The organism is Halomonas sp. B23F22_20, from assembly GCF_043496985.1.
Lineage (GTDB): Bacteria > Pseudomonadota > Gammaproteobacteria > Pseudomonadales > Halomonadaceae > Halomonas.
Map to the genome: position 1 here is coordinate 37903 of NZ_JBIEKH010000020.1, position 14506 is coordinate 52408.

At 70.2% G+C, this 14506-nt stretch carries 13 protein-coding genes; 6 read left to right on the top strand and 7 right to left on the bottom strand.

The window, feature by feature from the left end; translation table 11 throughout:
- Window positions 1-23: 23 nt before the first annotated feature.
- On the bottom strand, window positions 24-1337 hold the full coding sequence (locus ACGTN6_RS16135) for a 2-hydroxycarboxylate transporter family protein (RefSeq protein ID WP_183387521.1): 1314 nt from the start codon (window positions 1335-1337) through the stop codon (window positions 24-26).
- 273 nt (window positions 1338-1610) lie between these two features.
- Here ACGTN6_RS16135 and dcuS point away from each other — a divergent pair, with 273 nt between their 5' ends.
- Entirely contained in the window at window positions 1611-3236 is a 1626-nt protein-coding gene (gene dcuS / locus ACGTN6_RS16140; RefSeq protein ID WP_394593492.1) for a DcuS/MalK family sensor histidine kinase, read from the top strand.
- On the top strand, window positions 3233-3952 hold the full coding sequence (locus ACGTN6_RS16145) for a response regulator (protein ID WP_394593495.1): 720 nt from the start codon (window positions 3233-3235) through the stop codon (window positions 3950-3952). The genes dcuS and ACGTN6_RS16145 overlap by 4 nt, the downstream gene beginning before the upstream one ends.
- 33 nt (window positions 3953-3985) lie before the next feature.
- Here ACGTN6_RS16145 and ACGTN6_RS16150 read toward each other — a convergent pair whose 3' ends face one another.
- On the bottom strand, window positions 3986-4618 hold the full coding sequence (locus ACGTN6_RS16150) for a TetR/AcrR family transcriptional regulator (protein WP_394593497.1): 633 nt from the start codon (window positions 4616-4618) through the stop codon (window positions 3986-3988).
- A 154-nt stretch (window positions 4619-4772) separates the two neighbouring features.
- Between ACGTN6_RS16150 and ACGTN6_RS16155 the strand changes: the two genes are divergently transcribed.
- Together ACGTN6_RS16155 and ACGTN6_RS16160 are read left to right on the top strand one after the other, a co-directional pair.
- Complete coding sequence (locus tag ACGTN6_RS16155; protein ID WP_394593500.1) at window positions 4773-5924, top strand: HlyD family secretion protein; 1152 nt, start codon at window positions 4773-4775, stop codon at window positions 5922-5924.
- Window positions 5921-7468: a DHA2 family efflux MFS transporter permease subunit gene (locus tag ACGTN6_RS16160; protein ID WP_394593503.1), complete on the top strand. Its 1548-nt coding sequence runs from the start codon at window positions 5921-5923 to the stop codon at window positions 7466-7468. Before ACGTN6_RS16155 ends, ACGTN6_RS16160 begins: the two co-directional genes overlap by 4 nt.
- A gap of 59 nt (window positions 7469-7527) precedes the next feature.
- Here the strand turns inward: ACGTN6_RS16160 and ACGTN6_RS16165 are convergent, their stop codons facing one another.
- From ACGTN6_RS16165 to mnmC, 4 genes are all read right to left on the bottom strand, one after another.
- Entirely contained in the window at window positions 7528-8619 is a 1092-nt protein-coding gene (locus ACGTN6_RS16165) for an ABC transporter permease (RefSeq protein WP_394593506.1), read from the bottom strand.
- Window positions 8616-9560 (bottom strand): ABC transporter ATP-binding protein, encoded by a 945-nt coding sequence (locus ACGTN6_RS16170; RefSeq protein ID WP_221195766.1) that lies wholly within the window; start codon window positions 9558-9560, stop codon window positions 8616-8618. Before ACGTN6_RS16170 ends, ACGTN6_RS16165 begins: the two co-directional genes overlap by 4 nt.
- On the bottom strand, window positions 9544-10542 hold the full coding sequence (locus ACGTN6_RS16175; protein WP_394593509.1) for an HlyD family secretion protein: 999 nt from the start codon (window positions 10540-10542) through the stop codon (window positions 9544-9546). Before ACGTN6_RS16175 ends, ACGTN6_RS16170 begins: the two co-directional genes overlap by 17 nt.
- A gap of 89 nt (window positions 10543-10631) precedes the next feature.
- Entirely contained in the window at window positions 10632-12710 is a 2079-nt protein-coding gene (gene mnmC / locus ACGTN6_RS16180; protein WP_394593511.1) for a bifunctional tRNA (5-methylaminomethyl-2-thiouridine)(34)-methyltransferase MnmD/FAD-dependent 5-carboxymethylaminomethyl-2-thiouridine(34) oxidoreductase MnmC, read from the bottom strand.
- Window positions 12711-12742: 32 nt separating this feature from the next.
- On the opposite strand from mnmC, the gene ACGTN6_RS16185 reads away from it, so the two are divergent.
- Window positions 12743-13051, top strand: coding sequence for a hypothetical protein (locus ACGTN6_RS16185; protein WP_394593513.1), 309 nt, complete (start codon window positions 12743-12745; stop codon window positions 13049-13051).
- On the opposite strand, the gene ACGTN6_RS16190 is transcribed toward ACGTN6_RS16185, so the two are convergent.
- A complete protein-coding gene (locus ACGTN6_RS16190) occupies window positions 13032-13331 on the bottom strand; it encodes a YciI family protein (RefSeq protein ID WP_394593515.1) in 300 nt (99 codons plus the stop codon). The genes ACGTN6_RS16185 and ACGTN6_RS16190 overlap by 20 nt on opposite strands.
- Window positions 13332-13569: 238 nt before the next feature.
- On the opposite strand from ACGTN6_RS16190, the gene ACGTN6_RS16195 reads away from it, so the two are divergent.
- Window positions 13570-14478 carry a PHP domain-containing protein gene (locus tag ACGTN6_RS16195; protein WP_394593594.1) on the top strand — a complete coding sequence of 303 codons (909 nt, stop codon included), beginning with the start codon at window positions 13570-13572 and terminating at the stop codon, window positions 14476-14478.
- The last annotated feature ends 28 nt before the right edge of the window (window positions 14479-14506 follow it).

A 14506-nucleotide genomic window follows, 5' to 3' on the forward strand; every position in this document is an offset into this window, starting at 1 on the left:
TTGTCGTTGGCGTGAGGTTCGCCTCAGGCGAACAGCAGCGGTACCACCACGCTGGAGATCAGCAGGATCAGGGCGCCGCCGAGGCGCGAGGAGATCTGTGCGAAGGGCATCAGCGACATGCGGCGCGCCGCGGAGAGTACCGCCACGTCACCGGTGCCGCCCATGTTGGCCATGCACAGCCCGGCGGTGATCGCCGACTCGATGGGGTAGAAGCCCACCAGCTTGCCGACCAGGCCGGCGCCGAAGGCCGCGCCGGCGACCACGGCGAAGACGATCATCACGTAAGTCAGCGAGATGGCATCGATCACCTGGCCGAGGTCGGTGTAGGCGATGCCGATGCCGAATAGCAGGGCGAAGGTCCAGTTGCGGGCGACGAACTGGAACCACTGGGCGGCGGACTCGGTGACCGATGCCGGCAGCACGTCGCACACCTTGAGGACCGCGACCAGCACGATCATCAGCGCATAGGGATGCAGGGGAATGAAGGTGCCGAGGATCTGGCCGGCGGTGAACAGCGTCAGGGCGGCGACCACGCCCACGCCCAGCTTGCCCAGGTCGAGCCTGTGCTCGGGTTCCTCGACGTCGACGCCGGGCATCATCTGGCCGTTGCCGGTCAGCCCCGGGAAACGCTGGCCCAGGCCGTTGAGCAGGCCGGCGATGATGATCGCGAAGACATTGCCCAGCGCCAGGGCCGGCACCAGGATCGAGATGTAGTAGCTGGCCGGCTGGCCCAGCAGCTGCTCGTAGATCTGGCTCATCGGCACCGCGCCGGCGCCCATGCCGCCGCCGAGGATCGGCATGGCGATCACCACCACCGCGTCCTGGGCCGAGAAGCCCAGCAGGGCTCCCATGGCCACGGCGAACAGCGAGGCGCCGAGCACCGCGCAGCACAGCGGCAGCGCATAGCGGGAGCCGACCTTGACCAGAACCCTGGAATCCATGCCCAGGATGCTGCCGGTGATCAGCGCGGCGATGTAGAAGTTGAGGAAACCGCCGCCCTTCATGAAGGTGGTGACGTTGTCGACCACCGGAGCCGGCAGCCAGCCGAGGTAGACGAAGGCGGCCGCGCCGAAGATCGCCAGGATGGCGCCGCCCCCGAGGTAGGTCTTGACGACCGGCAGGCGGTCGCCGATGAAGCCCAGCAGTTCGCCGAGCAGCATCATCACCAGCAGGGCGCCGATCATGCCGGTGGGCAGGCTGTCGGTGGCGATCGCCGCCACCATCACCGTCAGGGCGAGGGCGAAGAACGGCAGCGGCATGCCGAAGATGCGCTGGGCGAGCCAGCCGCTCGATGTCGCGGACGGTGTCGCGACGGTGTCCGTCAGAGATTGACTCACGGGAGCTCTCCTTGGGGATTCGATCCCGCGCGGGGGCGCGGGACATCGTTGTTCGAAACTTTGCCCTGGCGGCTTGATCGCCACGGGCGAAGGGCTGGCATCGAGCATAGGCGCGCCATCCTTGGCGCCAAGATTGCGCAATTTATTAAAGCGTTCCGAAACTAATGAAAACGGCGGCTCGCTTGACGGCACACCGCCGCCGTGTAGGGAATGCCACCAAGGTCGAATTCCGGCCATCAATCCTTTTCGCTCGATTCCGCTGGAGCCCTCGCCATGCCTCGTCTTCGCCTGAACACCTGGATCTCGTTGCTGATCGCGGTGATGGTGGTGCTCTCGCTGGGACTGGCGCTGTGGCTGTTCACCGCTCAGCTGCGCGACACCCTGGAGGAAGCCCAGGCCACCCGCGTCACCGATCTGGCGCGGACGCTGGCCGCGGAGCCGGAGGTCCAGGCGGCGCTGATCGAGGAACTGCCTGGCGCCGACAGTGACCTGCAGGCGCGCATCGACGGCCTGCGCCAGGCGCTTGGCGTCGATTTCATCGTGGTGATGGATAGCGGCTCGATCCGCCTGACGCACCCGGATCGCGAGCGTATCGGCCGTCACTTCCAGGGCGGCGACGAGGGCCGTGCGCTGGCCGGCGAGGCCTATCACTCGCGGGCCCAGGGCACCCTGGGCACCAGCATCCGTGGCTTCGCCCCGGTACGCGCAGCGGACGGCGAGGTGGTCGGCGCGGTGTCGGTGGGCGTGACCCTGACGTCGCTGGCGCCGCTGCTGGCTGACAACCGGCGCGACGTGATCCTCGGCGTGTTGGCGCTGATGGTCGTCGGCGGGCTGGGCGCGCGCGCCCTGTCGCGCACGATCAAGCGCGTGCTGCTGGGCTTGGAGCCGCACCAGATCGCACGGCTGGTCGAGGAGCGCCAGGCGATGCTGGCCTCGGTACACGAGGGCCTCCTGGCGGTCGACCGCGAGGCGCGAATCACCCTGGTCAATCCGGCCGCCCGCCGGCTGCTGGCCGAGGCCGGGCTGGAGGCGCCGACGCCGGGCGCGGCGGTGGCCGACTACCTGCCAAACAGCGGCCTGCCCGAGGTGCTGGCCGATGGCGGCGCCGGCGACGAACAAGTGCTGGATCGCGAACTCGATCTCAACGGCCAACTGGTGCTCGCCAATCGCCTGCCGATCCGCCATCGGGGCCGGGTCATCGGCGCGATCGCCACCTTCCGTGACAAGAGCGAGGTCAATGCCCTGGCCGAGCAGCTCACCGGGGTCAGCCGCTACGCCGAGGCGCTGCGCGCCGCCACCCACGAGTTCAAGAACCAGCGTCATGTCATGCTGGGACTGGCGCAGATGGGCGAGCTCGCCCGTCTGCGCGGCTATCTGGGCGAACTGGCCGATCATCGGGTCATGCCCGGCATGGCGCTGGTGGAAGGCGTCAAGGACCCGGTGCTGGCGGGCTTCCTGCTTGGCAAGCGCAGCGAGGCTCGCGAGCGCGGCATCGAACTCGAAGTGCTGCTCGATGCTCCGCTGCCCGAGCTGCACGAGGCGACGCTGGCGCATACCCTGGTCAGCGTGCTCGGCAACCTGCTGGAGAATGCCTTCGAGGCCGTCGAGGGACGCGACGAGCGGCGGGTGACCCTGACGCTGGACGTCGACGAGGAACTGGTATCCTTGCACGTGCAGGACACCGGCGATGGCATCGACGAGGCGGTGCGCGCGCGACTGTTCGAGCCGGGCGTGTCGACCAAGGGCCAGCGGCGCGGTCTCGGGCTCGCCGCGGTGCGCGAGCGGGTCGAGGCCGGCGGCGGCCGTCTGGCAGTCTACAGCGAGGCCGGGCGCGGCACCCTGTTCGAGGTCGAGCTGCCCTGGCCCCAGGGCCCCGTGAGCGACGAGGGAGAAGGATGATGCGCGTGCTGATCGTCGAGGACGACCCCATGGTCATGCGCCTCAACGTCGAGTATCTCAACCGGCTGGACGATCTGCGGCTGGTCGCCCAGTGCGAGAGCGTGCCGACGGCCATCGAGGTGCTCGAGCGCGAGGCGGTCGACCTGGTGCTGCTCGACGTCTACTTGGGCAGCCGCAGTGGCCTGGAAGTGCTCCGTCACCTGCAGCGCAGCGGCCGCGACATCGAGACGGTGCTGATCACCGCTGCATCGGAGCTGGCCACGGTGCGCACTGCGCGGCGGCTGGGCGTCAGCGATTACCTGGTCAAGCCGTTCACCTTCGAGCGTTTCCGCGACGCCGTGCTGGCCTGTCGCCAGGCACGCGAGGCATTGGCCGAACTGCCGGGACGCATCGCCCAGCGCGATATCGACCGGCTGTTCCAGCCCGCCGCACCGAGCGTACCGCGCCGTGCCGGCGACCTGCCCAAGGGCTTGACCGTGCCGACCCTGGCTCGCGTGGCGCAGGCCATTCTGGCCCTCGACGAGGCGACCTTCACCACCGAGGCGCTGCTCTCCGCCACCGGCATGTCGCGGGTCTCGGTGCGCAAGTATCTCAAGTACCTGGCCGAGATCGCACTGCTCGACGAATCCTTCCATTATGGCCAGGTGGGTCGCCCCTCCTTCACCTACCGTTGCCTCGACCTTGAAGCGCTCGAGGCCCTGGCCGCCGAAGGCTGACGCCAGGACTAAGGCAAAGGCGACGGCGAGGGCTCAGGCCGATGCGCCGGACAGGAACACCGCCGTGCAGTGGCGCGCCCGAGCCTCGCACTGCACCGGGCCGAGATCCAGGCAGCGTCCCAGCAGGGCGTCGATGTGCCACTCGCCGAGCAGCATGCCCATGAACATGCCTGCCGCCTCGCGCGGGTCCTCCAGGGACAGCCGGCCCCGGGCGACCTGGTCGGCCAGGTAGTCGGCCAGCGCCTGGCGGGTGCGGTCAGGGCCGCGGGACAGGAACAGTTCGCCGAGCTCGGGCACCCGCTCGGCTTCGAAGGCGAGTCCGCGCACCAGGCGGATCACGCCCGGCTCGAACACCAGCGACAGCATGCGTCGGCCCAGCTCGTACAGCACCTCCTCAGGGGCCTGATGCTCGCGTTGCCCGGCTTCAAGGACCTCCCAGGCGGTGGCCACATGGCGCTCCATGGCCGCCGTGAACAGCCCCTCCTTGTTACCGAATTGCTTGTACAGGGTGGCCAGCGAGCCGCCGGCCCGGGCCACTACCTCGTTGACGCTGGCCGCGGCATAGCCCTGCTCGAGGAAAACGTCGCGGGCGGCGTCGAGCAGGCGTTCGCGACGCGCCACCCCGCGCGGCGTGAGGGGAGCGTCGTCAGGGGCATGGCGGCGCATCGGGGCTCCTGTGATCGGTGAAGGGGGACACCATTGTATCGTGCTCGCGGATCCGGCGAGCGATCACGGTGGTCATGTAGTGTAGCATTCATTACACTTGTGGTTCACCACCGGTGGCCAGCGTCGCCGGGTCGCCAACCAGCGAGGAGAGTTCATGGCATCGGACGGCAAGAAGGTCGCGAAAACGGGAGCCGGCAGCGGACGCCGGTCGCGCGGCAGGATCATCGCCGGGCTGGGCGCGCTCGTCGCGCTGGCGGCATTGGCCTGGTGGGCCATCGGCTGGTGGCAGGTCGGGCGTTTCCTCGAGGAGACCGACAATGCCTACGTGCGCACCGACAGCGTGGCGGTGCGAGCCGAGCTCTCGGCGCGGGTCGTCGAGGTGGCGGTGGACGACAACCAGCGCGTGCAAGAGGGTGACCTGCTGGTGCGTCTGGACGACGAGAGCTACCAGGATCGGGTCAGCCAGGCCGCAGCCCAGCAGGCGGTGGCCGCGGCCGCCATCGTTCAGGCCCAGCGGCAGGTGGCCCTGCAGCGGGCGGCGATCGACCAGGCCGAGGCCCAGGTTCAGGCCGCCGAGGCGGACGTCGAACAGGCCCGGCAGCATCTCGAACGCTCCGATTCGCTGGTGGCGCGCAACTACGCCTCGCGCCAGCAGCGCGAGGACGACCAGGCCGCGCTGCGCGTCGCCGAGGCCAGCCTCGCCGAGAGCCAGGCGGCGCTGGTCTCGGCGCGCCGTCAGCTGGCGGTGGCCGAATCCGAGGTCGGCCAGGCCGAGGCCAATCGCGACGCCGCGGCCGCCGACCTGGCCTATGCCCGCCACCAGCTCGACAAGACCCGGCTGCTGGCGCCGCGCGACGGCGTGGTCGGCAACCTCACCGTGGAGGCCGGCACCCTGGCGCAGCCGTCGCTGACGCTGCTGCAGCTGGTGCCCATCGAGTCGGCTTACGTGGCGGCCAACTTCAAGGAAACCCAGCTCGAGCGCATGCGCGTGGGCCAGCCGGTCGAGGTGCACCTCGACGCCTATCCGGACATCACCTACCACGGCGTGGTCGACAGCTTGTCCCCGGGGACCGGCACCGAGTTCAGCCTGCTGCCCCAGGACAACGCTACGGGCAACTTCAACAAGATCGTCCAGCGGGTGCCGGTGAAGATCCGTGTCACCAGCCCCGAAGAGGCGCTGGGGCGCCTGCGCGCCGGGCTCTCTGCGGTGCCCGAGGTCGATACCCGTGACCTCGATCCCGAGCATGAGCGCGAGCAGCGGGTCGCCGATGCCGGCGAGGTGGCCGAGGCCGGGAGCGGCTCGTGAGCGACGCGGCCGCTGCCGGCGCCCGGCCCGATGACATGCCGCCCTGGCCGCAGCGGATCGGCTTCATCGCCGCGGTGTTCGGCATGTTCATGGCGATTCTCGACATCCAGATCGTCGCCAGCTCGCTCAACGAGATCCAGTCGGGCCTCTCGGCCAGCGAGGACCAGATCTCCTGGGTGCAGACGTCGTACCTGATCGCCGAGATCGTGATGATTCCGCTGTCGGGCCTGCTGATGCGCATCCTCTCGACCCGGGTCGCCTTCACGCTCTCCTGCGCCGGCTTCACCCTGGCGAGCCTGGGCTGCGCGCTGGCCGGCTCCATTGAGCAGCTGATCGTGCTGCGCGCCATCCAGGGCTTCGCCGGCGGGGCGATGATTCCGATCACCCAGGCGGTGAGCTTCTCGATCTTCCCGCGCCGGGTGATGGGCAGCGTGCAGGCGGTGATCGGCATGGTGGTGACCATGGCGCCGTCGGTCGGGCCCACGGTGGGCGGCTTCGTCACCGAGTCGCTGAGCTGGCACTGGCTGTTCCTGGCCAACGTGATCCCCGGCGTGCTGGTGTGCTGGGCGGCCTGGACCTTCCTCGACATCGACAAGGCCGATCACGGCCTGGCCAAGCGACTGGACCTGATCGGCCTGGGGCTGATCGCGGTGTTCCTGGGCTCGCTGGAGTTCGTGCTCGAGGAAGGCCCCGGCGACGACTGGTTCGCCAGCGATCTCATCCTGATCACCACCCTCGTCTGCGTGCTGGCCGGCATCTGGTTCTTCGCCCGCACGCTGCGCCATGACCATCCGATCGTCGACCTGCACGCCTTCGCCAACCGCAACTTCGCGATCGGTGCCGGCATGGGCTTCATCATCGGCATCGCCCTCTACGGGCTGGTCTACCTGATGCCGCTGTTCTTCGGCTACGTGCGCGGCTATTCGAGCCTGCAGATCGGCCAGGTGATGTTCGTCACCGGGCTGACCATGTTCTGCTGCGCACCGCTGGTCGGCCAGCTGTCCAACCGCCTCGACCTGCGGGTGCTGCTGTTCTTCGGCCTTTTACTGGTCGGCATCGGCACCATGATGAACGCCAACCTCACCGTGGAGTCGGGATTCTGGCAGTTCTGCCTGCCGCAGATCGTACGCGGCATGGGGCTGATCATGTGCATCATCCCGGCCTCGCGAATCGCGCTCGGCACCCTGCCGGCCAACGAGGTGGGCAACGCCAGCGGGCTGTTCAACGTGATGCGCAACCTCGGCGGCGCCATGGGCCTGGCGCTGCTCGACACGGTGCGCGATGTGCGCGAGGACTTCCACTGGAATCAGCTGATCCCGGCGATCGACGCCGGCCGCGAGGTGGTGGGCACCGAGATCGCCAAGTACGAGGCGATGCTCGCCGGTTCGGTGCCCGACGCCCACCAGGCGGCGATCGGCATGCTGGTGCAGCGGGTCATGCAACAGGCCCAGGTGCTGGCCTTCAACGACATCTTCCTGTGGATGGGCATGATCTACCTGGTCAGCGTGCCGCTGGTGTTCCTGCTGCGGCGGCTCTCGGCCTGATGTGTGAATAAAGAACCCTCGCTACGACTTGCCCTCGGCGCTCGTCTCCCTTGTCGCGCCTAATCCAGTCGCTTGTGCATGCGCCCCACCGCCATCACCAGCAGGATGGCGGTGAACACCGCCAGGGCGGCCAGCGCCGGCCATAGCTCGAGCAGCGCCGCGTCGCGCAGCATGATGCCGCGCACCAGGCGCAGGAAGTGGGTCAGCGGCAGCAGCTCGGCGAACCAGCGGGCCGCCAGCGGCATGCCGGCGAAGGGAAACATGAAGCCCGAGAGCAGGATCTGCGGCAGGAAGGTGAAGATCGCCATCTGCATGGCCTGGAACTGGCTGCGTGCCAGGGTCGAGAGGAAGATGCCCAGCGACAGGCTGGCAAGGATGAACAGCAGCGAGGCCAGGTAGAGGTCGAGCAGCGAGCCGCGCACCGGCACGTCGAACAGCCCACGGCCGAGCCCCAGCACCACCGTCACCTGCACCAGGCCGATGCCGACGAACGGCAGTACCTTGCCGAGCGTCAGCTCCCAGGGCGTCACCGGCGTGGCGATCAGCATCTCCAGGTTGCCGTTCTCGCGCTCGCGGACCAGGGCGATGGCGGTGAACAGCACCAGCGTCATGGTCAGGATCACGCCGATCAGCCCCGGCACGGTATTGATCGGCGCACGTCGCTCGGGGTTGTAGAAGTTTACCGTCTCGATGGGCTCGACCCGCGCCGTCCAGCCTGCGGCGTCCGGCACCGGAAAGCGAACCAGCTGGCGGGCCGCGGCCTGCACGGCCGGATCGGCGCCATCGACGATCAGTTGGACGGCCGGGCGGTCGCCGCGCTCGAGCCGCGTCTCGAGGTCGTCGGGCAGCACCAGCCCCACGTCCACCTCGCCGCGGCGCAGCAGCGTCTCCACCTCGCCGGGCGAGGCCGCCCGCGCGGCCACGTCGATCACCTGGGTGGCCTCGAGCTGGGCGACCAGCTCCCGCGAGCGTGCCGTATCGGCCTCGTCGACGACGACCGCCTGCAGGTGGCGCACGTCCAGGTTGATGGCGTAGCCGAACAGCACCAGCTGCATCACCGGGATGCCGACGATCATGGCGAAGGTCAGCCGGTCGCGGCGCAGCTGTCGCAGTTCCTTGAGCACGATGGCCAGCAGGCGTTGCGCCTTCATGATGCGGGCTCCCGCTGGCGGCGGGTGGCGGCCACGAAGACGTCCTCGAGAGTCGCCGTCTCCGGGGTGACCCGGGCCTCGACGCCGGCTTCCTTCAGGCGTTCGGCGATCGCCTCCGGCGTGGCGCGTTCGTCCACCAGCAGGCGCAGCGCGGCGCCGATCTGGGCGACCTCGCGCACGCCGGGGGCCGATTCCAGCAGGCGACGGGCCGCCCGCGGACGTTCGACCTCGACGCGCAGCGGCCGGCCCGGCAGCGCCGCCATCAGCGCCCTTGGGGTGTCGTCGGCGACCAGCCGGCCGCGGTCGAGGATCGCCAGCCGGGTGCAGCGTTCCGCCTCGTCCATGTAGTGGGTGGAGACCAGCACGCTGGTGCCGGCATCGGCGAGTTCGAAGAGCGATTCCCAGAAGTCGCGCCGCGACTGCGGGTCCACGGCGCTGGTGGGCTCGTCCAGCAGCAGCAGGTCGGGGCGATGCAGCACGGCCCCGGCGAGCGCCAGGCGCTGGCGCTCGCCGCCGCTCAGGGTGCCCGCCAGGCGGTCGCGGAATCGCTCCAGCCGGTAGCGCGCCAGCAGTTCCTCGCGGCGCTTGCGGGCCTCGCGCCGTGGCAGCTCGTGCACCGCGGCCAGGAAGGCCAGGTTCTCGGCGACGCTCAGGTCGCGATACAGCGAGAAGCTCTGGGTCATGTAGCCCAGCCGCCGCTTGAGCGCTTCGGCCTCTTCGGGCAGGCGGTGGCCGAGCACTTCGATGTCGCCGGCGCTTGGGCGCAGCAGGCCGCACAGCATGCGCAGGGTGGTCGATTTTCCCGAGCCGTTGGGGCCGAGAAAGCCGTAGACCTCACCGCGGGCCACGGCCAGGTCGAGGGCCTCGACCGCGAGCGTCTCGCCGAAGCGCTTGCTCAGCCCTCGGGTGCGGATCACCGTCGACTCAGCGGTCGCGTTCATCGACGATCTCCACGCGCACCGGTAGCCCGGCCGGCAGGGTGCCGGCCCGTTCGCCCGAGAGCCGTGCTTCGGCGCGATACACCAGGCGGCTGGCGTCCTCGCCGCTCAGCGCATAGAAGGGCGTGAAGGCCGGCTCGCGGCGGATGTGCTCCAGGGTGGCCTCGAAGGGCTCGGCGAGGCCTTCGACGTGCACGATCAGGGCATCGCCGACGGCCAGGTTGGCGCGTTGCCCGGCGGGGACGAAGAAGCGTGCGTAGGGCGCCTCGCCGACCAGCAGGCTGACCAGGGTCGCACCGGCGGGGGGCTGATCGCCGGGCAGGAAGGGCAGGGCGTCGACCCGGCCGGGGCGCGGCGCGCGCACCACCAGACGCTCGCGATCCACGGCCAGAGACTCGACGCGGTGACGGGCCCTGGCCGCCGCCGCCTCGGCCTGATCGAGGCGCTCCCGGCGGGTGCCGGCCTCGAGCTCCGCCAGCCGCGCCTCGGCTTCTGCCGACTCGGCGCGGCGCCGGTCGCGCTCGGCCCGCGCGGCATCCAGGGCGTCCTCGGACACCGCGCGCCGCTCGAACAGCGCCTGCTGGCGTCGGAAGGAGAGCTCGGCCAGCCCGGCCTCGGCCCGTGCCCGCGCCAGTTCGGCGCTGGCCGCGGCCAGCGTTTCGGCGCGTGGGCCATGGCGCAGCTCGGCAAGGCCGGCCTCGGCCTCGGCGAGCTCGCTTTCGGCGGCGGCCAGCTGTGCCTCGAGCCGCCGGCCGTCGAGCTCCAGCAGAACCTGATCCGCCGCTACGCGCTGCCCTTCGTCGACGGCCCAGCGGCGCACCGGCTCGGAGGCCTCGGCGGGCAGCGCCAGGCGGTCCCACTCCAGGCTGCCCGGCAGGCCGGCGGGCGTGTCGCCGCAGCCGCCGAGCAGGGGAAGCATCAGCAGCAGGGCAAGCCCGCCGGCTCGCTGGCACCGCTGCCTTTCCCGCCATGGCCTGCCTCGCATCCCCGGTCTCCCCGCCGGCTCCCTTGTTGACAGCCTATCAGCAAGCCGTCATATGGGCCCGGCGCCAGATCAAGTCAGCGAGGGTCTGTCTAATGTCCACGAATCAGATCGCGGATGACGCGCCGCCCGGGATGCAGGTGATCGGCCAGCGGTGCCTCGAGTGGCAGCGGCTCGTCGCAGATACGCGAGGCGATCAGCTCGGCGCACAGCGGCGCGCTGGAAAGACCGCGTGAGCCGTGGGCGGCGCTGATCCACAGCCCCGGATGATGGCGCCCGGGCCGTTCCGGCGCGCGGGTGGCGTCCTTGGCCATGGCGGCATAGTCGCGGCGCCAGGCCTCGGCGTCGGGCACCGGGCCGGCGTAGGGCGACTTGTCGGGGCTGGCGGCGCGCACCGCGGCGCGGCCGTCCAGCGCCGCCGGCGAGAGATCGACGCCGGCATCGGCCAGCGCGGCGGGATAGCCGGGCAGGGTGCGCTCGAGCTCCTCGAGGTTGGCGGCATGATCCGCCTCGCGGGTCGCCGCGTCGGCGTCGTTGGGGGCGAAGCTGGCGCCGAAGGTCAATGTGCCGTCCAGCGGCGGCATGGCGTAGCCGCCGGCGCAGATGACCCGCGCCGGCGCGGGAGCGCCGCTCGGCAGCGTGAGCCGCGAGATCTGGCCGCGCACCGGCTGCAGGGGCAGGGCGGCGGTCTGGGCGAAACCGTTGGAGGCAGTGGCTGCGGCGATCACCACTTGGTCGATCTCGAGAGTGTCGACCGCGAGGGCGGCGCTGTCGTCGCCGGCCAGCGTCAGCCGCCAGCCGGCGCTGTTCTCGCCGTCGTGACCCGCGATGGGCGAGAGCTCGCGGACCTCGCCCCGGTAAACGCTCACTCCGGCGCTTGCCGCCAGACGGCGGCACAGGGCATCCGGGCGCACCCAGCCGGCCTGCGGATAATAGAGCCCCCCGTGGGACAGGCCGAGGCCGCCGTGGGGCAGCGCCAGCCCGGCGAGCCGGCCGGCCTCGGCGGCGTCGACCGCGCGTACCACGCTCTCCGGCAGCGGATGGTTGGCGAGAAAGCGGGCCTGGCGGCGCGTCTCGCGCTCGGTGGGCGCGAGCTGCAGCACGCCGCCGGGCGACCACAGCGTGTGCTCGGGATCCAACACTTCGAGCCAGCGCCGGGCATGCAGCAGCCCGGCCAGGTAGGTGCGGCTCTGCCGGTTGGTGTCGGCGGCAAGTTTCACGTAGAGCGCGCCCTGGGCATTGCCAGAGGCGCCGGCGCCGGGGCCTTCGCGGTCGATCAGCGTCACCGCCACGCCGCGACGGGCCAGGGCGGAGGCCACGCTGGCGCCGGCGAGCCCGGCGCCGATCACCGCGACCCGGCGTGCCGGATGCGGCTCGGGCGGGGTGAACCAGGGCGCGGTCCGGCGTCGTCCGTCTTCCGGCGGCGTCTCGATCTCACCGGCCAGCATCTCGCGCTTGCGGCCGAAGCCGGGCACCTTGCGCCAGGCGAAGCCGGCGGCCTTGAGGCCGCGCTTGACCACCCCGGCGCAGGTGAAGGTGGCGAAGGTGGCGCCCGGCCGTGAGCGCGAGGCCAGGGCGGCGAACAGCTCGGGTTGCCACATCTCGGGGTTCCTGGAGGGGGCGAAGCCGTCCAGGAACCAGGCATCCACGGCGCCGTCGAGCAGCTCCAGGCGCTCGGTGGTGTCGCCGAAGTGAAGGTCCAGGGTCACTCGCTCGTCGAGCCACAGCCGATGCACGCCGGCCACCGGCTCTGGCCACTGCGCGACCAGCGCGGCGGTGCGTTCGGCGAGATCCGGCCAGGCTGAGAGTGCCCGTGCCAGGTCGTCGCGCTCGAGCGGAAATTTCTCGGTGGACACCAGGTGCAGTCGAGCCTCGGCCGGGGCGTGGGCATCGAAGCAGGCCCAGGCGCACAGCATGTTGAGCCCGGTGCCGAAGCCGGTTTCGCCGACCACGAAGGGGCGAGTGGCGCGCCAGCTGGCGAAGCGTTCGGGTAGTTGGTTGGCGGCCAGGAACACGTGCTCGGTCTCGGCGCGGCCGTCATGGCGCGAAAAGTAGACGTCGTCAAAGGCGCTGGAGTGCGGAGCGGTCTCGCCGTTGGCATCCTGGCGCCAGTCGAGGCGGGCGTTTTCCAGGCCGGCCAGCGGCGGCAGGTCATCGGGGGCGGCGGTCAAGGTCGGCTCCGGGAGAGGCGGCTGGTCAAGAATTGATCGATCTCGTCGCGGTGCCTTCGCCACTGGGCTGGCGCAATGGGTCCGCGGCGTTTCAACAATGTTATCCACAGAAGCTGTGGGAAAACGACGTGTTGATAAGTCATGCCTGGGGACAAATCGACCTCGCCGTGGGTGGCGATGTCGACATTCCCGGAGGCGTGTGGCTCACCGGCCGGCATCATGCAGTGGCCAGGTTCGGCATGCTGCGAGCCTCGGAGCATAACGGCTCGAGCCCAACGCTCGAGCCGGTTCTTCAGCAGATCGGAGTCGCGTTCGACGAGCCTAGGGGAGCGCTTTCTTGAAAGGCTTCACCGTCACATTGGCGTAGACGCCGGCGATGATATAGGGATCGGCGTCCGCCCAGGCTTGGGCGCTGTCCAGATCGTCGAACTCGGCGATCACCAGGCTGCCGCTGAAGCCGGCCTCGCCAGGGTTCTCGCTGTCGATGGCCGGATGCGGGCCTGCCAGCACCAGGCGACCCTCGTCGCGCAGCTGCTCGAGGCGGGCCAGGTGGTCGGGACGGGCGGCCAGGCGCCGTTCCAGGCTGTCGTGCACATCTTCACTGATGATGGCGTAGAGCATCTCGGGATGTCCTCGGCTATTAACGTATCAATCCAAAGGGGCGTCCTGACCTCCTGGATCGTCACCCGTGCCACACGGGCGCAGAGGCGGGAATCTGCCGGTGTCATGCCGCGACTTGCCCGACCTCCCTGCTTGCCGGGCGACGGCGGTTTGCGCCAGGGAGCGAGTGGCTCGGTTGACCGGGGTGGGTCGGGCGAGCACCATGGTCGCTATTCTGACAAAGTCACCTGCCTACGTCATGCCAATGCCAGCACTTCCCGTGCGCTTCGAGGGTCACGATGCCCTCACCATCGATCTGCACATGCATTCCACCGCCTCGGACGGCGCCCTGTCGCCGACCGATCTGGTGGCGCTGTGCGCTGAACGGGGTCTGACCCATATCGCCCTGACCGACCATGATACCGTGGACGGAGTGGCCGAGGCGTGTCAGGCCGGAGAGACCGCCGGGGTGCGCGTGCTGCCGGCCACGGAACTTTCCACCCAGTGGCGCGGAATCAACCTGCACGTGGTGGGTCTGTTGCCCGAGGGTGTCCGGGGCACTCTTGCCGAAGGGCTCGTCGGCCAGGCCGAGGCGCGAGAACGGCGCGCGCTGACGATTGCCGCGCGCCTGGAGAAGATCGGCCTCGACGACGCCCTGGCCCGTGCCCGCGAGCAGGCCGGCTCCGATCGCCCGCTGGGCCGTCCGGATTTCGCCAAGGCGCTGGTCGCGGCGGGCCTGGTATCCGATATGGGCGCGGCCTTCGCCAAGCATCTGGGCAACGGCAAGGCCGGCGACATCAAGGCCCATTGGCCTTACCTTCGCGAGGCGGTGGGTTGGATTCTCGACGCCGGCGGCGTGGCGGTGCTGGCGCACCCGATGCGTCACAAGCTGACGCGCCGCAAGCGTGGGCTGCTGCTGGACGACTTCCGCGAGGCCGGCGGCCAGGCCGTCGAGCTGATCAGCGGATTCCAGAACCCCGATGCCACCCGCGACCTGGCCCGCCAGCTCCAGGAACGAGAGCTTCGGGCCTCGCTGGGCAGCGACTTCCATTTTCCCGGCGGCCACCTGGCACCGGGCAGTATGAGCCCGGTGCCCCGCACCGCGGTGGCCCCGGTGTGGGCCCATCCGCGGCTGGCGGGGTGGTGCGGCTTGGCCCCGGCGGCTTGAGCCGCGTCTTCGACCTACGAGAACATGG